The sequence below is a fragment of the Streptococcus sp. SCPM-O-B-15304 (M98) genome (assembly GCF_058200215.1).
On record NZ_JBYQGQ010000010.1, the window covers coordinates 34,462 to 54,754 of the forward strand.

At 40.5% G+C, this 20,293-nt stretch carries 15 protein-coding genes, 1 pseudogene and 1 other annotated feature; of the genes and pseudogenes, 1 reads left to right on the plus strand and 15 read right to left on the minus strand.

The features are described from left to right. Positions 1 to 7: 7 nt before the first annotated feature. The 12 genes and pseudogenes from AC3E7H_RS07190 to AC3E7H_RS07245 all read right to left on the minus strand — a co-directional run. Positions 8 to 408 (minus strand): annotated as a pseudogene (locus AC3E7H_RS07190) (phenylalanine--tRNA ligase beta subunit-related protein); the annotation flags it as partial. A gap of 58 nt (positions 409 to 466) precedes the next feature. After that, on the minus strand, positions 467 to 853 hold the full coding sequence (gloA, locus tag AC3E7H_RS07195; protein WP_000157160.1) for a lactoylglutathione lyase: 387 nt from the start codon (positions 851 to 853) through the stop codon (positions 467 to 469). Between the two features lie 57 nt (positions 854 to 910). After that, positions 911 to 1,270: a 50S ribosomal protein L20 gene (gene rplT, locus AC3E7H_RS07200; protein WP_000124830.1), complete on the minus strand. Its 360-nt coding sequence runs from the start codon at positions 1,268 to 1,270 to the stop codon at positions 911 to 913. Positions 1,271 to 1,321: 51 nt separating this feature from the next. Continuing rightward, complete coding sequence (rpmI, locus tag AC3E7H_RS07205) at positions 1,322 to 1,522, minus strand: 50S ribosomal protein L35 (protein WP_001125942.1); 201 nt, start codon at positions 1,520 to 1,522, stop codon at positions 1,322 to 1,324. A gap of 32 nt (positions 1,523 to 1,554) precedes the next feature. Then, positions 1,555 to 2,085 (minus strand): translation initiation factor IF-3, encoded by a 531-nt coding sequence (infC, locus tag AC3E7H_RS07210; RefSeq protein WP_000848177.1) that lies wholly within the window; start codon positions 2,083 to 2,085, stop codon positions 1,555 to 1,557. A 15-nt stretch (positions 2,086 to 2,100) separates the two neighbouring features. After that, positions 2,101 to 2,231: a sequence feature (ribosomal protein L20 leader region), on the minus strand. An 87-nt stretch (positions 2,232 to 2,318) separates the two neighbouring features. Then, entirely contained in the window at positions 2,319 to 3,710 is a 1,392-nt protein-coding gene (pgdA, locus tag AC3E7H_RS07215) for a peptidoglycan-N-acetylglucosamine deacetylase PgdA (RefSeq protein ID WP_049502711.1), read from the minus strand. Between the two features lie 260 nt (positions 3,711 to 3,970). Continuing rightward, positions 3,971 to 5,698, minus strand: coding sequence for a septation ring formation regulator EzrA (gene ezrA / locus AC3E7H_RS07220; protein ID WP_001282633.1), 1,728 nt, complete (start codon positions 5,696 to 5,698; stop codon positions 3,971 to 3,973). Positions 5,699 to 5,779: 81 nt separating this feature from the next. Continuing rightward, positions 5,780 to 7,726 carry a DNA topoisomerase (ATP-hydrolyzing) subunit B gene (gyrB, locus tag AC3E7H_RS07225; RefSeq protein WP_000134067.1) on the minus strand — a complete coding sequence of 649 codons (1,947 nt, stop codon included), beginning with the start codon at positions 7,724 to 7,726 and terminating at the stop codon, positions 5,780 to 5,782. Positions 7,727 to 7,740: 14 nt separating this feature from the next. Then, the gene (locus AC3E7H_RS07230) at positions 7,741 to 8,304 is read right to left on the minus strand and encodes an HAD family hydrolase (protein WP_007555957.1); all 564 of its coding nucleotides are present in this window, start codon (positions 8,302 to 8,304) and stop codon (positions 7,741 to 7,743) included. Between the two features lie 105 nt (positions 8,305 to 8,409). Further along, on the minus strand, positions 8,410 to 8,961 hold the full coding sequence (locus AC3E7H_RS07235) for a DJ-1 family glyoxalase III (protein WP_001140916.1): 552 nt from the start codon (positions 8,959 to 8,961) through the stop codon (positions 8,410 to 8,412). Between the two features lie 10 nt (positions 8,962 to 8,971). Further along, positions 8,972 to 10,195 carry an FtsW/RodA/SpoVE family cell cycle protein gene (locus AC3E7H_RS07240; protein WP_000830648.1) on the minus strand — a complete coding sequence of 408 codons (1,224 nt, stop codon included), beginning with the start codon at positions 10,193 to 10,195 and terminating at the stop codon, positions 8,972 to 8,974. A gap of 32 nt (positions 10,196 to 10,227) precedes the next feature. Beyond that, positions 10,228 to 12,681, minus strand: coding sequence for a bifunctional DnaQ family exonuclease/ATP-dependent helicase (locus tag AC3E7H_RS07245; RefSeq protein ID WP_490676312.1), 2,454 nt, complete (start codon positions 12,679 to 12,681; stop codon positions 10,228 to 10,230). Positions 12,682 to 12,799: 118 nt separating this feature from the next. Here AC3E7H_RS07245 and AC3E7H_RS07250 point away from each other — a divergent pair, with 118 nt between their 5' ends. Continuing rightward, positions 12,800 to 12,985: a hypothetical protein gene (locus AC3E7H_RS07250; RefSeq protein WP_490676313.1), complete on the plus strand. Its 186-nt coding sequence runs from the start codon at positions 12,800 to 12,802 to the stop codon at positions 12,983 to 12,985. A 23-nt stretch (positions 12,986 to 13,008) separates the two neighbouring features. Here the strand turns inward: AC3E7H_RS07250 and AC3E7H_RS07255 are convergent, their stop codons facing one another. From AC3E7H_RS07255 to AC3E7H_RS07265, 3 genes are all read right to left on the minus strand, one after another. Continuing rightward, positions 13,009 to 13,857, minus strand: a complete 849-nt coding sequence (locus tag AC3E7H_RS07255; protein ID WP_001206769.1) for an NAD(P)H-hydrate dehydratase — start codon at positions 13,855 to 13,857, stop codon at positions 13,009 to 13,011. Between the two features lie 3 nt (positions 13,858 to 13,860). Then, positions 13,861 to 14,685, minus strand: coding sequence for a phosphate ABC transporter ATPase (locus AC3E7H_RS07260; RefSeq protein ID WP_490676314.1), 825 nt, complete (start codon positions 14,683 to 14,685; stop codon positions 13,861 to 13,863). Positions 14,686 to 14,812: 127 nt separating this feature from the next. Beyond that, positions 14,813 to 20,254, minus strand: coding sequence for an SIALI-17 repeat-containing surface protein (locus AC3E7H_RS07265; protein WP_490676315.1), 5,442 nt, complete (start codon positions 20,252 to 20,254; stop codon positions 14,813 to 14,815). Positions 20,255 to 20,293 lie beyond the last annotated feature (39 nt).

Consider the following 20,293-nt stretch of genomic DNA (forward strand, 5'->3'; position numbering starts at 1 on the left):
CCACTTATCAATCTATTTCCAAGATAGGATTTGTAGTTGTTAAGTGGCTGATCTTACCACTGACACCGAAATATTTACCAATTTTAGTATGTAGTTCTAGCATTGCTTCCCGAGCTCGTGATGCCTGCTCTTCATTGATAGCTTCAATGACTAAAATAGCATCTTTGGTTTCTTGCGTTAACATGGTTCTTTGGGCTTCACGCCAGTTTAAACAGCGACAAACCGCACCGTGGCCATCAAAATAAATCATTTCATCAGCTAATGCAGAAGCCTCACTTTCAGACCCTAGTGGAAGAAGGATTCATTCCCTTGAGCTCTTCCTTGACTCACACGCTTTAATAAACCTTGAATAGAAGAACGAGCACATTTTTTGGTTTTGAATTTTGTGAATGCCTGACGCCATTCTTTTTCTTTCATTCTGCTACAAATTAAAAAAACGAGTAGCATACAAGCTACTCGATAGGAACTATAATGAATTCTCACGAATTACTTCTACCTTGTATCCATCTGGATCTTTGATAAAGTAATAGTTTGGTTGAGTCCCTGGAAGTCCATTAGGTGCTGTCACTTCATAGCCTTTGTCGCTATGTTCTTTATGAAGAGCCTCAAGATCAGGTGTGCTTAAGGCGATGTGAGCAAAACCGTCACCGACAACATAAGGTCCGTGATCATAGTTGTAAGTCAACTCTAACTCATAATCATCACCTTCAAGTCCAAGATAAACAATCGTAAAAGCGTAGTCTGGAAAGTCTCTACGACGCAATTCCTTAAAACCAAAAGCATCTTGATAAAAAGCGATTGATTTTTCAAGATTTTCTACTCGCAAGCATGTGTGTAGCATTTTTGAAGCCATTTTTTTCTCCTTTGTTTAAAAAAGACTGGGACAAACTTGCACCAGTCTTATGAATAATTATTTACCAAGTTTTGCTTTAGCTGCATCTGCAAGAGCTGTGAAAGCTGCTGCATCGTTAACAGCCAAGTCAGCAAGCATTTTACGGTTAACTTCGATCTCAGCCAATTTCAAACCATGCATCAATTGTGAGTATGAAAGTCCGTTCAAACGAGCTGCCGCATTGATACGTGTGATCCACAATTTACGGAAGTCACGTTTCTTTTGACGACGGTCACGGTATGCATAGTAGTAAGAGTTCATTACTTGTTCTTTTGCAGTACGGAACAAGATGTGTTTAGCTCCATAGTAACCTTTTGCTAATTTAAGAATACGTTTACGACGTTTGCGTGATACAACGCCACCTTTAACACGTGCCATGTTTTATTTCCTCCAAATATTTCCTAGAATTGTTTACTTACAAATACGCGATTATTTCAAGCGAGTAAGCATTGCTTTGATACGTTTGAAATCTCCTGAATGCACCATAGATGCTTTACGAAGATGACGACGTTGTTTTTTAGTTTTTCCGTGGAAACGGTGAGATGTGTAAGCACGGAAACGTTTAAGTCCACCAGAACCTGTACGTTTGAAACGTTTAGCTGATGCGCGGTGTGTTTTTTGTTTTGGCATGATTTTTTCTCCTTTATTTAACTTTCTGACAATTATTTTTTGTCAGTTGCTGGCGCCAATTGCATGAACATTTGGCGTCCATCCATTTTAGCACGTTGTTCAATGATAGCAATATCTTGAGTTGCTTCAGCGAACTCGGCTAAAACTTTTGCACCAATCTCTTTATGGGTGATCATACGCCCCTTAAAGCGAATGGATACCTTCACTTTGTTTCCTTTTTCAAGGAACTTGCGAGCATTGCGAAGTTTAGTTTCGAAATCACCCTTGTCGATAACTGGGCTCAAACGAACTTCTTTCACGGTCACAACGCTTTGTTTTTTGCGTTGCTCTTTTTGTTTCTTCTGGTACTCAAATTTGAACTTACCGTAGTCCATAATTTTCGCAACAGGAGGTTTAGCTTGAGGTTGAATGAGAACCAAGTCCACATTAGCTTCGTCCGCAAGTGCTTGCGCTTCGCTTAGTGGTTTGATACCCAATTGCTCACCTTCAAGACCGATTAAGCGAACTTCGCGTACACGAATTTCATCATTGATGAATAAGTCTTGCTTTGCTATGGTTTTCACCTCTTTTTTTAATTTAGAGAAAAACAAGAGCGGACTTGCTAACGCAAACCCGCACTACATGATTGTATTTCATTTCTGAAATTTGATCCGTAGGGGCCAGACAACGTTAGTCGCAAGGCGAGAAGTTCTCACTTCTGCTTTTCTCAACTTTTATATGATATCAAGTTTTCCCCTACTTGTCAAGATTAAAACTATCTTTTTTTAATTTTTTTAAATATTTGCCTACTGTGAACTTACTGGTTACGAGAATAGTAAATCTCATGTGGCTTCAAACGAGTGTTGAGTAGATCTGATACAGTCACAAAACTATATCCTTGTTCCTGTAGATACTCAATTACTTTTGGTAGTGAATTAACAGATGTTTGATGGATATCATGCATCAAAATGATAGATCCATTGCTTACCTGACGCTGAATTTCTGTCAAAATCGCTGCTTCATTTTTACTCTTCCAATCCAAACTATCCACATCCCACATGATAAAGCTTAAATCAAGGCTATTGCGAATATCATCTGAGATTGCACCGTATGGTGGACGCATCAATTTAGAGCTTTTGCCAAGAACTTTTGTAATAGCATCTTCGGTATCTGTAAGCTGTTTCTTAGCGTCTTCCAATGACAGTTTTGTTAAAACCGGGTGATTCCAACTATGGTTTCCAACTTCATGACCTTCAGACTGCATACGTTTAAGAATCGACTCATTGCCTGCAATATTTTTTCCTTGTACAAAGAAGGTTGCTTTGATCTTGTACTTGGCTAGAATATCTAAAGCTTGTGGAGTTGTATTTCCATCCGGTCCATCATCAAAGGTAAGAGCTACTACTTTTTTATTTTTCTCAGCCTGAGCCTTCTTATAAAGTTCTGCATCCTTTTCAGTTAGATAGGACGATTGGATAACATCAAAGAAGTCTGAAATAGGCAAAGCTATTTCTTCTACATTATTGGTTGCTTTGATTGGATAAAGAACCAATTGACTATCTTTGTAAGCAAACTTCCAAGATGATAAATCGCTAGCTGAAAAATCGGCTATTACTTGATCTACAAGTGTTTGCTCAATCTTTTTATCTTGGAGCGTTGACTTGATATCCTCAAGAAACTTCTCTTTAGCTTTGCTAGCATCTGTAAAGAGCTGATCTAAAGTAAACAGGGTCCCATCTTCCTTAAGATAAAGCTGATCTAATGAGATATTTTCTAATTCCACAACAGTAGAATCACTCAGGTCATAGGCCTGTTTTTTTACAAGATGGCTCTCCACACCTTTGATGGAAGAAGAATCTTTTTCAGGGTAGTAAAAAATCAAATGTTCTTTATCTTCTACCTTATCCGTAATATCTTTTACAATGATATCCTGAACAGAGGTAATCACCTTGTCCCCCGTCATAGGATAGTAAGTGATGATTTCTGCCTGCCCCTTACGAAAATGATCTTTCTGACTTCCTTGTGAATAGGAATCATCTTTTTCTTTTTTCAGTGCTTCAATTTTTTGTTCAAAAGCTTGCTTGGTCAAGACTTTATAAGCAATACCAGCACCTAATGTTAAGATTGTGAAGAATAGAAGCCCCACAATAATCCACAAATTTCTTCTCTTCTTGTCGTTTTCTTTTCGGTTTGTTCTTTTTTTTGTCATAGTTTTATCATATCAAATCAGGCCTATAATTTCAATGATAAATAGGAAAATGTCCATTTTTTCAAAAAAGATAGGTAAAAGAAAGAGGTTGGGACAATATCCCTACCTCATTTTTTATTAGCAATCAAACTTTGACGCGGTAGCTGATTGGACTTTTTGTTGATCTTTTAGACTCCAAAAACTCCTAATCATCTTCGCGGGGCTGGGCCTACGAAATCAAGACTTTGTCTATCGATTTCTGTCCCACCGCCTTTTCTTAATTAAAATCGAATGATTTCTCTTGTTTTTTCATATGAGGAAACAAAGCGATTTGTTACCCCTGGTTCAGCAACTTCCAAAGCTTGGGAAATCTTTTCGAAAGATGCTTGATAATCAAAGGCATTTTCAAAGATTTCTAAAGATTCATGGAAGGCTTGTTGAATCCCTTCATCAAATGATCTGTAGCGGTTAGAATATTGAAGCAATTGCTCTGTCAAGGTTGCATATTGCACAATGCTGTAAGTTTCTGTTTCCAAAACTTCCATATCATGTGATGCGATTTCTAGGATACGATTAACAGACTCAATGTTGACTTGTGACTGTTCCAACTCTGCCATCAAATCCTCAGTACTATGGCTAGCAGCAAAGAACAATTTCAAGAAGTTCTGTGGGATTCCTGGAAGATTTCTCTTCTCCATGTAGCGCTTAATCGTGTGGAGGCGGTTGACGTAAACATTTGCCTTTTGACGAGCATTAACATCATCTTTTTCAATCTGTACTAAACGTTCGCTCACTGAAACTTGATCATCTTCAATTTCTTTTAATGTAGCTTGAACATTTTCTAAACGTTCTTCCAAAACAGAGTAAGCTTCTGAATATTCCTCTTGTTCTGAAGTCAAATCGCTAACTGTAAGTTCTAGGGAATCCAAATCCACTTGAAGACGACGAACATGATTTACATCACTCTCAGCCATCAAGTAGGTCTTGCTCAAACGCTCGATATCTTTCACCAAGACTTGATTATTGTCTTTTAAGTGGTCAAGGTAGGTTGGAAGTGTTGACAACAAGTTTTCAACAACTTTTTGAGAAGCAATCTCTCGTGTGAAAATATTATAGAGAGCATTGATTTCTTCTTGAATCTGATTATTTTCATATTCAGCATTGTCCAATTCCAATTTTTTAATATTTTCTTGGTTATTTTTCAAGGCTTCATACAACAACTGCAAACGTGATTCAATGTCAGTTTCTACAAAGTGATAGTTGGCATCAAGCAACTTACGATAGCCAGCCTCTAGATCTTCAAGTTGATCAGGGAGTTCAGTAGTTAGTTTAGTAACAATTGCCGGAATTCTCTCTACGATATGTGTCAAAGCGAGAATATGGTTTTCCGCATTATCCAAAATTCCTGCTGCTTCAACTGGATCTCCTGAAGAGTTTAGAGTCACAAATTGAGAAAATTCTGATTGGATGTTCTCAATTTGTTTTTCAATTTCAAGGAGTGCTTGACCATATTTCTCAGAATCTTCCACGACCGATTTCTGTAGGCTTTCAAATAAATCTAAAGCATGCAAGACACGACCACTATTTTTGGATTCTTGTTTTTCTAGATCTGCCAAAGCATTTCGAATGGAAGCAATATCTTCTTCGATAAGGGTAATCTGGCTTTCGATTTGATCAATTTTGTGTTGAGCTTTCAAGAAACGGAATGAATTATTGTACCCTTCTGCTTCAAACAGATTATTCTCAATATCTGCAAATGAGTTGAGTGATAGGTCTACCCATTTTTGATTCCACTCTCTAAATGCAATCTGACTTTGACCAATCAGATGCATATTCTTAACAGCTTCTACTTCATCGTTAACTGGAAGGTTATACAACTCTTCCTTTCTTTCTTCTAATACTGCGAGCCTCTTTTCATTGCGTTTGCGTAACAAAACTGCCACAACATATGCAATAATCAGAAGAGCCGCGATTGCAATCATAGTAATAATCAACAGATTATCAGACATATCAAACTCCTTTTTATACATGAAACAATTGTAATGATTATATCATATTTTTCAAACCATGGGAACTATTTCCCAATTTTTTTAAACGTCAAGCGTACTGTAGACAGCATTTTCTTCGATAAATTCTCGACGTGGTTCTACGCGGTCACCCATGAGCATATCAAAGATTTTATCTGCTTCTGCAGCATCATCAACTGATACACGCGCCATGAGACGATGTTCTGGGTTCATGGTTGTTTCCCAAAGTTGATGGTCATCCATCTCTCCAAGACCTTTATAACGCTGAATAGTTGGTTTTGAACGTCCTTCACTATAGCGAGCTAAGGCTTCCTGTAGACGGATTTCTTGATCTGCTCCAGGTTGGATGTATTCTTTAATTTCACTGCCGACCTTAACACCGTAAATTGGTGGTTGAGCGATATAAACATAACCTGCTTCTAAAACGGGTTTCATATAACGATAAATCAAGGTTAACAAGAGGGTACGGATGTGAGCTCCATCGACATCGGCATCCGTCATGATAACGAGTTTTTGGTAACGGGCCTTGCTAACATCAAATTCAGCACCAAAGCCTGTTCCCATAGCTGTGAAAAGGCTACGAATTTCTTCATTGGCAAGGATTTTATCCATGCTGGCCTTTTCAACGTTGAGGATTTTACCGCGAATTGGTAAAATCGCTTGGAATTCACGGTCACGACCAGACTTTGCAGAACCTCCCGCTGAATCTCCTTCGACGATGAAAAGTTCAGTCTCAGCTGGATTGTTTGAAGAACAGTCTGCTAATTTCCCTGGAAGATTTGAAATCTCTAGACCAGATTTCTTCCGAGTAACCTCACGCGCACGCTTGGCTGCTACACGCGCCTTTGCTGCCAGAATCCCTTTTTCAACAATCCGCTTAGCAATCTGAGGATTTTCCATTAGAAAGTCTGAAAATGCTTCACTAAAGAGACGATTAGTAATCTTGACAACTTCACTATTTCCAAGTTTAGTTTTCGTTTGTCCTTCAAACTGAGGATTTGGATGTTTCACAGAGATAACGGCAGTCAATCCTTCACGGACATCCTCACCTGTCAGATTATCTTCATTGTCTTTGAGGAGTTTGTTTTTACGAGCGTAGTCATTGATGACACGAGTTAGGGCTGTACGGAAACCTTGTTCATGTGTTCCACCCTCATGTGTATGAATGTTATTGGCGAAACTCATGACATTTTCATGGTAGCCAGTTGTGTACTGCATGGCTACTTCAACTGTGATGTCATCCATTTCTCCATCAGTGTAGATTGGCGTATCAAAAATGACATCCTTGTTTTCATTGATATACTCAACGTAACTCGCAATCCCACCTTCGTAGTGGTAGTGTCTTGTTTGTTCAAGTCCCTCACGTTTGTCAGTGATGGAAATTTGAAGGCCACGATTCAGAAAGGCGAGTTCTTGGATTCGCTTGTTTAATTTATCAAAATCAAAAGTTGTTGTTTCTGTAAAAATCTCTGGGTCTGGCGTGAAGTGTACTGTTGTACCTGTTTTATCTGTATCTCCAATCACCTCAAGGTCAGCAACAACATGTCCACGACGGTATTCTTGGTAATGGATTTTTCCATTTTTGTGAACACGAACATCCAACTGAGTTGAAAGGGCATTTACAACCGATGAACCTACACCGTGGAGTCCACCTGAAACCTTGTAACCGCCACCGCCAAATTTACCTCCAGCGTGAAGAACGGTAAAGACTGTTTCAACGGCAGGACGGCCTGTCTTTTCTTGAATATCAACAGGGATACCACGTCCATCATCAACAACCGTGATAGAGTCATCTGGCTCAATAAAGACCTGAATATGACTAGCAAATCCCGCCAAGGCCTCATCGATAGAGTTATCAACAATTTCCCAGACTAGGTGGTGAAGACCTTCTTTTGAAGTCGATCCGATATACATTCCAGGACGCATACGAACGGCTTCCAGACCTTCCAAAACTTGAATCTGACTGGCATCATAATCCTGTGCCTGTTGGTTTTTGATTTCTTCTGTCATTTTTTCCCTTTTTCTTAAATTTCTAATACTTGTCTCAATGTCACGATATTTTTAAAGAGATGCGTCGCTAAGCCTGCTGCTTGTCCAGCTTCAATATCGATAGAACGGTCACCAATAACGATACCAGAACTAATCTTATACTTATCTCGCAAATAGATCATAGACTCTGGATTTGGTTTTCTCTTAAAACCAGAGCTAGCTGTTACTACTTCTGTAAAATAGCCAGCAATACCTGTCTTTTCAAGAATATCCAAAACTTGGTCATTGCGATGCGAAACTAAAAAGTTCCGTCCTCCCTGGTCTGAGATTTCCTCCAATAAAGCAGGTACTCCCTCAAACAAGGCAGGATGCTCAAGCTCTCGCGCTTCATTTTCCTTGTATTTTTCTAAAAAATGCTCTATTGTTGGGGCAAATTGGTCAATCGCAAAAGCAGTTGACACTTTCAAGGCATTGTAAACTTTATCATGTTCTTCTTCGATTCCAAATTGAGCTAATGTTTCCACAAAAGCCGCGGTCGAAGTCTCATAATTATCAAGTAAAGTTCCACCTAAATCCCAGATGTAATCGTGATATTTCATACCCTTCATTATAGCATTTTTTTATCAAAAAAGCGACGATTTCCTTCTATTTTAACAGTAAAAAACGAGAAGAATCCCCTAATTGATAGATTCCTCTCGTTTTAGTTAATCTATTCCAAACACATCACGATAGAGCATGGCTTCTCTCAAAGCATTTGCATCTCCACCAAGTTGTTCTACTAAATTATAAGCAAAGGCAAGGGCAGTTGCTGGACCGCGACTGGTAGTCAACTGACCATCGACAACTACTGTTTCCTTGCGATAGTGACCATCAGCAATTTGCTCTTGGACACCATCATAGCAGGTAAACACTTTATCCTTGAGGAGACCAGCTCGATTCAGTACAATTGGTGCTGCACAAATGGCTGCTACTTTTTTACCAACTTGCTCAAATTTTTGAAGTTCAGCAATCAATTGCTCATTATCACGCAAGTGAGCTGAACCTGGCATACCTCCTGGTAAGACAATCATGTCGTACTCAGATAAATCACCATCAAACACACGATCTGCTTGTACTTGGATGTCATGTGATCCCGTCACTCGGGCTTCAAAACCAACCATATGACAAGCAATATTGGCACGACGTAATACGTCCACAACTGTTAGAGCTTCGATTTCTTCAAAGCCATCTGCTAAGATAACTGCTACTTTAGCCATGATTTACTCCTTATTTAACTTTTTTCAAAACAACTTTCTTCCGTTTAAATCTTGTCTTACCGCTCTTTTCTTCGGCTAGATGCGTTTGATAACTCATTGATAAAAGCAATCCAACACCAATCAGATTACTGATAATGGCTGATCCCCCTTGGGAAATGAATGGCAGAGGAATCCCAGTCAAAGGGAGGAGGCCTGTCACTGCACCAATGTTTTCAAAGATATGGAACAAGAGCATCATAATGAAGCCAGTTGAAATGTAGGTATAAAATTGATTATTGGACTTCAGAGTGATTTTTAACATTCGATAGATAAGTAGGAGATAAAGCGTAATTACGAGGACAGAGCCGATAAAACCAAAATCTTCTGCAATAACTGTAAAAATCATATCACTCTCACGAACGGGAATGAGGAGATTGGATACATTAAATCCTTGACCAAATAAACCTCCACTTCCGATGGCGATTTGCCCTTGGGCCTGTTGATAGGTGGTCGTTTGTGCATAATCAAAGGGATTGAGCCAAGCAAGGATACGGTTGATCTGATAGGTTGGCATCCCAATCTGATGCATAAAGGCACGCCCATCTTTAGTGATGAAAATTGCCAAAAATCCTGCAATTCCTGACACAACTGTCGCAAAAATTGGAATGATAATTTTCCAAGAAACACCAGAGAGCAAGACGAGTCCAGCAAAGATGGCGACAAAAACCAAGGCCGTTCCTAAGTCACTCTGCAAGGCCAGTAAAACTAAGACTGGCAGTGTGAAGACAATCAACCACAATATCAAGTGAAAGTCAAATGCAATCGTACGTTCTTTTTCCTTATGTTTTTGTGTGAATTGGACAACGACCCGAGCCAAGATTAAAATATAGGAAATTTTCATGAATTCGGAAGGTTGGAAAAGTGTCACTCCTCCAATTGACACCCAGTTTTTAGCCCCTGTTGCCGCCACTAAATTAGGATTGTAAAAAATCAAGGGTAAAACCATAAGGGCTAGACCTAGAGCGTAGAGATATGGGGTCGCCTGCCATAAAAATTTTGTATTAAAAAACATGACTACAAAGCTGATGACAATTCCCAAGACGATCCATGCTAGTTGCTGACCGAGAATAGGCCAAATATTTTGAGGATAGTCATGACTGACAGCTATGTAAATAGCCACCACTCCAATCACCAGCAAACAGAATACTGGTAAAATCAAACTGTAATCGACCCGAGAGTCGAGAGAACGTTTCATAAAGGTCTCCTTCATTCTTTCAGATGTTTATTTTATTTTGTGTGTAAAAATTCTTGAACTTTTGAGAATACTTGCTCTTTGCCAACTTCTCTCACTCGACTAGTCTGTGACAAGGCCTTGCTAATCTGCTTTCCATATCGTTTGCTTGTCATTCGGCTATCCAAGATAAGGACAGATGAGCGCTGTCCAAGACGACGCATGGTTCTACCAATCGCTTGTTTGAGGCGAATAATAGCCATCGGCAGTTGATAGTCATAGAAAGGATTTTTCCCTTCAAGACGCAGTTCCTGATTCATTTTTTTCGTAAAGGGATCTTCTGGATTTTGGAAGGGCAGGCGTGTCACCACTTCAATCACTCGAGGATGAGTCGCAAAATCAACTCCTTCCCAAAAACTACCTGTCCCTAGTAAGAGTTGAGAGTCTCCTCTTTCAAATCGTTTCTTGAGTTGAGCAGGATCTCCGTTCTTATACTGGGCTAGATGAGAAAGAGATAGAGAGTCTGATACCTGCAACAAAAGGTCTTTTGAAGTAAATAAAACGAGCATGGCTTCCTCAAGATAGGACAAATCTTCCAGCACTTCTACGAGAGCCTGAGCATAGTCTTCTTGAGAGGTTTCTGTCACCAATGGAAAATCCTTGACGACCAAAATTTCTTGATTTTCTTGAAAATTCTCATCCAATTTATCAAAAGCTGCATGTGGGAATCCCATTAGTTCTGGTAAAGATACTCTGCTACTAATTTCCAAGGTTGCAGAGACAGCTAAGAGTTGACAGCTTTCTGGAAAGATCTCCGAAAAGAGCAGACGTTGATTGCGACTGGAAGAAATGACAACCTTCTTGCTAGACAAGTCTGAGGCTGATAGCCAAAATTCTCCATCAGTGCAGAAAAATCGCTGATAGTCCTGAAAACCTTGAACTTCTAACTCTGAGAAATCCTGTTGGAGTTGTGCCATGGTTGTCGCAGGGCACATTCTACGCTTACCAGATAGGAACTGATCCATCAAGTGACAAAGCTCAAAGCGAATACTCTCCATCAAGCGTCTCTGAAGCGTCCCTTCTTCTCGAACTAGGGCTTGATCTAGTTGGTCTACTATGTCGTTTAATACGAAACTCTTCTGCGAAAGATTTTCCAAAGTTAATAGGATCTTCTGGGCTTCATCCAAGATCAAGAGAAGGCCCTCTAACAGACTGGGATCGTCCTCAAGTCGGGTAACGAGATAAGCATGATTGGTCACAAGTAGCTGGCAAGAGCGAGCTTTTTTCTGCCCCCGTCTCCAAAAATCCTCTAGCCAAAAGAGAGAGGCTTTGGGAAGGTTCCCATCATGTACCAAGTTTGGTAAAAACTGCTGGTAGCGATAAAGCTGACCAATCTCATCTAAATCTCCAGTTTCTGTTTCAGTCAACCAAACTAGAAGTTGCATCTTGAAACGTGTGTACAAGCGATTGGACTCTTCTTCCTCTAGCGCTGCATGAAAGGCATCTAATTTTAAGTAATTTTGTGGTCCTTTCAGACTATGAATTGAAAGGTGAAAGACCTCTTCCAATCTACGAGCCTCTTCTTGCATCACTTGATTTTGTAGAACTTTAGTAGGAACACTGAGGAGGATTCCTTTTTCGTTTTCTAGTGATAAGGCTGGCAGGAGATAGCCGTAGGTTTTTCCAATTCCAGTCTGAGCTTGCACAAAGGCAATTTTCTCATTCTGTAGAAAATCTTGAACCTTTTGAGCAAAGCTAGCTTGCGGGGCTCTGTCTTCCAAATCCAACAAAGCAATATTGGTCTGGAAATCTTTTGATAGTTTTCGTGGAGAAAGGGCTGGCTTTTCTTTTCTTAAAAATAAACCTTGCACCTCTACCAAGTCATGTTCAACTAGGATCGACTGCTTCTGATAAACTTCCTCAATGACCAGATAAGACTCATATAATAAACCATCTGACAAACTTAACAAGCGCTCCAATAAGCCTTTTGGCAGTTGAAACATTTTTTGTCGCATACAGAGAAAGAGTTCTGCTGTTGCTTGAGCATCTGATAGGGCCGTATGGGCTTGTTCTAGTGAAATACCCAACTCTTGACAGAGAATTCCAAGATTATACTTCTCAAGTTGAGGATAAAATACTTGAGCCAACTCAACCGTATCGATACGAGGAGTGCGTAATTCATAACCTTCAAAAAATAGGAATTCTGCCAACAAATTGGCATCGAACTGGACATTGTGCGCAACAAAAACACCGTCCTTGACCAAGTCAAAAATTTTTCCAGCCACCTGAGAAAACTCTGGTGCCTCTGCCAGTCGCTGATCGGTCAAACCCGTTAAGTCTTTGATATGAGAATCCAAGGGTTCGTGGGGATTGATATCCGTGGCATATTGGTCAACAATCTCGCCATTTTCAATGACCACGATTCCTACTTGGATAATTTTTGCCTTGCTTCCGGTACTGGTCGCCTCTAAATCCACGACAACGTACCGATCATTTCTAAAATTCATCATTAAAAATTATATCAAAATTTACAGCATTTGACATCCATGAACTTTATTGGAAGGGTCAAGTTTCTTGCAAGTTTTTTCAAAAAATGATTGAATAGAAGTGTAGAAAAGGAGTGACATCATGAACCCATTAGATTTGTTTAATCAAGTAAAAGAGCTAATCGAGAAAAAAGATTTGGCTGCCGCAAAAACCTTTGTCGAAGCAAATAAGGACCAACTCGGTGAGTATCTTAACCAAGCACAAGTTTTGGTTTCAAGCTCAGAAGGACTTAACGGTCTTGTAAATAAGGTCAAAGGCCTCTTCTAATAGTCAAAAGGCACCTGAAAACCTCAGGTGTCTTTTTGTATTTTCTTCATGAATGCTGGGATATGTTGACTAATCGTGGTTGGCAGAACTACAAAATTGTCCTCAGCCAGTTCTTGGGCAATTGCTGAATGTAAATAAGTCGCTACCGTCACTCTTTCATAGAGACTTGCTTGTGGGAATTGACCTGCAAAACCGGCAATCATCCCAGCTAAGGTATCTCCCATTCCTCCAGTCGCCTGATAGGGACCTCCAACACCCAGCTGATAAAAATCAGCTTGATCAGCTTGCCAGATTCGAGTCGCAGGACCTTTTTGGACTAAAATCGTTCCTGAAGGAAAACTCAGCAAAGCCTCTCTTGTTTCCTCGGTTCCATGGGAATCCAAATCTAAGCCTGACAAGACTTGCCATTCCCTTAGGTGAGGCGTTAAAACAAGCTGAGCTTTAGGAAATTTCATTCCCGTCTTCGCTAAAATGGATATGGCACCACCATCCAGTATGAGAGTCTGGTCTTGATTTGAATGATGAAAAACTGTTTGGAGTAGCTGTTCTCCGCGCCCATTATCCACTAACCCAGGTCCAACCAAGACAATGTTAGCCTTCTGCAACTGTTGCTCAAGTAATCGCTGATCATCAAGGCCAAAAGCCATAACCTCCGGCAGATGGCTATGTAGAGCTGGAATATTCTCTTTATCCGTAGCTACTGTAACCAATCCTGCGCCACTTCTAACAGCCCCTAAGGCAGCCATAATAATGGCTCCCCCATAGGGATACGTCCCCCCAATCAAGAGAAGACGACCATAGTCTCCCTTATGACTAGAACGAGAACGCTCGATGATTACTTTTTTTAGTAGAGCTTGATCAATCTCTCTCATACACTACCCCTTCAACTTATCCTTACCATGCAGTACTTGATTAACCTTAGTATTCCAAGCCTGTAACCCTTCTCCCTCATAGTCTAGGTAAATCACTCTATCTTGTAATTGACAAGGAATCAAACCTTCAAAACAAGACTTATCTTTTGAAGGAATAACACACAAATGAAGAAAGGTATCCAAATCTAAACTATCTCTTACCTTCGCAACATGATAGCCATCAAACATATAGCCTGGTGCTTGAATTAATTCTTCATACAGAAAATGAAAACTAACGCCAGGAATGAACTTTTCTTGTAATTCCTCCTCAGACGGTGCCCGTCCTAACAAACGCTCCATAGCGAGTCGGTAACCCGAAGTCGTATTAGACCATCCAAACATGATATAGTCAAAATAGTCTGCTGGATCAGAAGCTGCATTACGACTATCTGTAACTAGCTCAGCCCCACTTTTACCAAATACTTTTACCGCCGACATGAGTTTTCCAGTCTGAAAAATAGCCTGAGCCACCTCAACTGTACAAGTATGACTACAATAATTTGAAGTAACCAACTTCCTCTGGATATCATAGGTAGAAGCTACAAGGCGATGACTTGGCCTGTAGGGAGGAAAAAAGCTATGTTCTTGCAAGTAATCATGAATTTGTATATTTAATTCGAGATCCTCACATTCCACAATGGTCTGACGATGATGGTCCTGTTCGTAAGCAATAAACTTTGCTAGCTTCTCCAATTCCCATTCTTTAATCTGAGGATAGTTTTCAAGAGCAAATTGATACATCCCATCCCACTGGAGACTAAAATCTGCATTACAAACTTCTACAATCATGGTCCTTCTCCTCAGATTCTCTTACTTTCATTATACACCTCACTACCCAATTAATAAAGGAGAAGACTATGCTATCTTCTCCTTTATTTATAATGATTAGTTTTTTAGAGCTGGGAGTTATCAGTCCTTATTTTTCTTTACGTTTAACAGTTAGTAGAGCTACTGATAAAACAAGACTGAGACTTGCTAGGAAGGCAGCTGTATCAGATCGACTTTCACCTGTTTCTGGAAGTCTTGCTGAATTTGCTTTCTCTGAAGCATTTTCAAGAACTTCTCCATTAACTGCTGGCCCATGAGTTTGTTCTACTGGTTCTTGGTTTTGTTCTTTATAGACAATCGCATAAAGTCCTAGATCTTTGGTGACAAATTCAACTGTGTCACCTACTAGCGTCACCTTTTGAACCTGCAAGCCTTGATCTAAGCTCATGTGATAAACCTCTTGAACCTGACCCTTAACTGGTAATCTCACTAGGACAGCACCTTTTGGAGCAACCATCTGGTTGTCTTTATCCAGCAATTTCACTTGATAAGCATCGTATTGCTTACCAGCTAATTCTTGTTTAAGGACCTTTTGAACTTGAAGCTTGAGGTCTTTAGATAACTCTCTAGTTAGCCCTGCTACCAGAACTCCAGTTTCCTTATCAGTTAAGATTTGAACCTCTTCGGCTGGTTTAACAAGACTTGGTGCTGGCTTGTTCCCCACTGTAGCTACTGTTCCTGTGTATTCTGGTAATTCATTCTTAGCCGCTTCTAGCGCATTGACGCCACCTGTAAATTCTGGGATTTTTACTACTGGAGCTGGTTCGTCGCCTACTGTGCCAACTGCCTCTGTGTATTCTGGCAATTCATTCTTAGCTGCCTCTACTGCATTGACACCACCCTTGAATTCTGGGATTTCTACTACTGGAGCTGGCTCGTCGCCTGCTGTGCCGATTACATCTGTGTATTCTGGCAACTCGTTTTTAGCTGCTTCTACTGCATTGACGCCGCCCTCAAATTCTGGGACTTCTACTACTGGTGCTGGCTCGTCGCCTACTGTGCCGATTGCATCTGTGTATTCTGGCAACTCGTTTTTAGCTGCTTCTACTGCATTGACACCACCCTCAAATTCTGGCACTTCTACTACCGGAGCTGGTTCGTCGCCTTTACTTATTGTCGGTGCTGGCTCGTCTACCACTTCTTGATAGAAAGTAGTCATTTCGTAGAACTCTGGTTCTCCACCTTCCCAAGAAACTTTTACATCGAGAATCCGTGGATTTTTTCCTGAAAGGGCAAAGGTTTGGAAACTTGATCTTACTTCACCCAAATTTTTCCAGACTGATTCACCAGCATCATTCAAGGTACGAACTTGGACATTTACTTTTGCACCTTCAGGCAAGTCAGCAATCAAGCGAACATGATTGACCTTGGTTTCTTCAGATAAATGATAAACAAGCTCTCCTTTTTCTTCAGTAGCTGCATAGCTTGTCAAGACATTTCCGTCAGTCATATTTTTCTTCAGATTATCCGCTTCTTCACTACCAGTTCCTGTCACTGTAGGATTATTTTCAGGATTGATAAATTCACCATCATTAATCACGATTTCGCTAAATCCTACAAAACGAGCATTATAGTCCGCTGTAAAGAGAACACGCATAAACTTAGCAGTTACAGGTTGATCCAGAATACCTTCAATATAACGATTTCCTGGGTTTGCAGAATCATGTGTCCAGCCGTCGGTCAAGGAATTATCACGAATTTCATTTTCCACACCATCTCCGACTGTTACAACATCCGTCCAATTCTTACCATCTTCACTGACTTGAATCTTTCCATCACGCAAATAATTACGCTGAGCATCCTGAATATAGGCACGAATCTTCTTGATTTGACGAGTGGTGCCTAGTTTCATGACAATTTCCCCGTTTTTACGTTGGTAATCAGAAAATTCTACAAAATTATTAAAGTCTCCATCAAAAAGTTGACCAAGGTTGTGTACGCGACGAACATCATTAGCACCATAATATTGGTGGATACCCATAGTGGTTGATAAGAGTTCAGTTGGATCCACTTCTTTTGTCTTGACGACTAATTTTCCAGTAGGAAGCGCTTGGTCCTTATCTGTCTTGTTCACGATGCGTACATAGCGCACTAAGGCGTGTTCTGAAAGTTGGTCAGCGCTCATCCATTCTACTTCATTTGCTGAATATTCCAGCGTCAATCCTGTTTCTCCTGCACCTTCAAGTGCAATTGAACTAGCTTCATGGAGGCGATCCAATTTCAAGCCAAGATAGCCATTTGCTGGAAGATGATTCCCTTGAGGTAAGGCCATTTCATAACGACCACGACTGTCTACTACTGGCGTTTCCTTCAGGCTGTCGACATTGGTGACGGTCAAATCAGTATTTGGTGTATCGACGTCAACTCTAAAGTCCGCAATTCTCCACCATTTGCTGAGAAGCTGTGTATTACGAACACGAACGTATTGGGCTGTGAAGTTTTGGCTAATATCTGAAATTCGATCCCCAGCTAAGGTCTGAAGTGCCTTCCAGTTTGTACCGTCTGTAGAATATTCGATGACACCAGCTGCTAGTTTATCACCTTCCCCTTGAACTAGATGAACATGTTTCACTTTCTTAGCTCCACCCAAGTCCATTTGAACCCAAGCATTTTCTGGAGTCACATTTGTTTGATTGGCATGAGCCATCATAGATTCGGTGTTATCTTTGCCATCTTGCATTTGAAGCACACTGGTTCCATACTTGTAAACCAGATTTGGACTTAAAGTAATGGTCCCTTTTACCTTCTTGCTTCCAAGTTCGAGCGGTCTATTGACAGCAATCTCACGCATGGCAAGCCAAGCATTATCTTTTTTAGCAGTGGCACGCATACGAACTGCTTGTGCCGTAATATCAAGATTAGTAAATTCAAGCGTACGTTCTCTACCTGTGTAGGCTGGACTTGTGAGAGCTACCCAGTCGCCCTGTTCGTTTTGATACTCGACAAGGGCATTTCCAAAGGTATAATTATCGGCTGTCTTTGTACCTGTAGCAAAACCTAGCGTATGGACCTTAATGGCTTTATTGAAACGAAGTCCTACATAATCATCTCGTTCAATAACGGTGGTCGTCTTGACAATCGCATGAGTATCCAAGTCGCCATCTGTTACTTCTGCAAGACCTCCTTCAATCCCCGCACGGTTGGTAATAAAGGTGGTCACAAGTTTATCAGGATGCAGCATGGTCTGGATATGTGTTGCCAAGTATTCCTTTAAGTTATTGATAAATGGACGAATATGTTGCACTCCAAACTCTGCCCGTTCATAATGGTCTACATAGAAGAAAGAGTAACTAATAGACTGATCGTAATACTTAACCCCAGCATAGTAATACTCCCATACTTTAGCATCATTCTTTTCAGCCAGACCTTCTGTTGCTGTCAGCAAGGCTTCTAAAGCATCCATCTGATCCACTGTATTGTCTAACCAGTAGTGGATTTGGTCAATAAGCTTCTTGTCCCCTTTTTCTTTCAGGAGGAGGGCGTCAGCCTTCAAGTTTGCAAAGATACCCTTTAATTCTTTTCTCTCTGCGTCTACGTTTTGACCAGTCTTCAATTTATTATAAAAGTCTGTCAATTTAGGTGCAAGTTCAACAGATTCTTCCAATTTTGTGACATGTGGAGGACGATTTTGGTTGCGCATATGCTTACCAAGTTCACGAAAGGCTTTTGATACTTCGCTTTCTTCAAAGTTTCCATTGACCACGTAGTTAAAGGCCATATCATTGATTTTTTCAGCTTCTTCCGCACTTCTCCATTGTTTCCAACCATACTGAGCCACATCAAAAAGGGCTACCTTTGAAGCTTCGGATTGTTGCATCGGATTTAGCATGATGCCCTGAGCCAAGGACAAATCAACATTGGGATGTAAGAATTTTTCACCACCACCCAGAATCAAGTGTTGCTTGGTATTATCATTACAAGGCCAGTTAATCCAGAAATGAATCGGACGATACTTCTTGCCACCTTCTGTCAAATTCTTCTTCAAATTTGTTAGGAAGGTTTGGTCAACTGCACCCCAAACTTTTCCTCCTGTTAGAGTTAAATGGACCGTTTCTGGAAGGCGTTCATTGAGCGTACGAAGTTCATCTTCTGTCCCTTGTCCCATATACCAGGCTGGCACGAAAATCATATCTTTACGAAGCCCACTGTATTTTGTTTCTTGTTCAGTTAGCCAATTTGTCAAATCAGTCATTAACCGAACATAACTATTGTAGCCACCAACAGGCCAGGCCGCATCATCAGCTAGAACCCCAAATTCACGCACACCTGCATCCAGCAATTGGGTGAATTTCGCTTTGATGACATCTAAATCTTGTTTGTATAAATCATCCGTGTCAAAACGCATCTTCTTATGCATAAATGGATGGATGGTCCATACATAACGAGTCTTTGTCTCATTCCCCACACGAGCTAGATCACGAATCTCTGACATTTTTTCTTCTGGATAGAGCTCACGCCATTTTGCATTGTGATAGGGATCGTCTTTTGGCGCAAAGAAGTACTGAGTTAATTTCAAGTCGCCACCATAGCGCATCAACTCCTCACGGTTTTCCTTAGTCCAAGGATTTCCATAATAGCCTTCGATAAAGCCACGATTCTTCACTTCTGCATAGTCTTCTACTGTCACATCTCGAAGAACTGGGACAGGACTCTCCTTCAGCATTTGTTTCAAGGTTGTTAGTCCAAAGAAGACAGCATCCGTATCCTTTCCGACAATCGAAATCTTATTGTCCTTCACGCGCAAGACATAGGCATCAATTTTATCGTATAATTCAGACGAAATATCTTGAACTTCTTTTTCTGCCAGAGGAGCTTTCCCACGCACTCCAAGGAAAATGTTGGTCGCCCCTTCTGTAGCTTTTGTACTGGTAGTGTAAGACACATTACTAGCTTGGAGAACTTCTTTGGCACGGTTACGTGTATAAATATCTAAGCCATCGCTAAAGACAAGATTTACCTTTCCTTCTAGAGCAGTGACGCCATCGCCATAAGTTACCTTTTGAGGTCTTGGAAATACCGTATATTCCTTTTTAGCTACTTGAGATTTTGCGGCATCAATTTCTCCTTTACTTGCAGGTTTATCTGCTGTAAATGAATCAGCTTTCTCCACCGTTCCATTTACTTCAGCTGGTTTCGTAGGTTCTGTTACTGCATTGGTCTCAGTAGGAGCTACTTCAGTAGAAGCATTTTCTACGGTTGTACTTGTCACCTCTACTGTAGAATTTTTAGTTTCTACTGGTTTTGAAGAAGTTTCTTCAGGAGCTTGGGACTTAGTAGCTACCTTTTCCACTTTAGTCTCTGAAACAAAGTCTGCCTCTGCACTTTTAATAGCGCCTGCCAATTCTGGTGATAACTTATCCTCTGGTGGAAGCTGTGTAAGACTTGTTTCTGCTTCTAGTGTGGGCTCTGTCTCTGCAGCTTGTACCATGCTGGCTCCAAAGATACTCGCACCAACCATTACTGAAGCTGCTCCTATTGCAAATTTTCGAATGCTATAATGACAACGTTTCTCAAAAAAATGATGATCCATCTTTCTTCTATTCCTTTCCTCCAACCACTCATCTAAGCG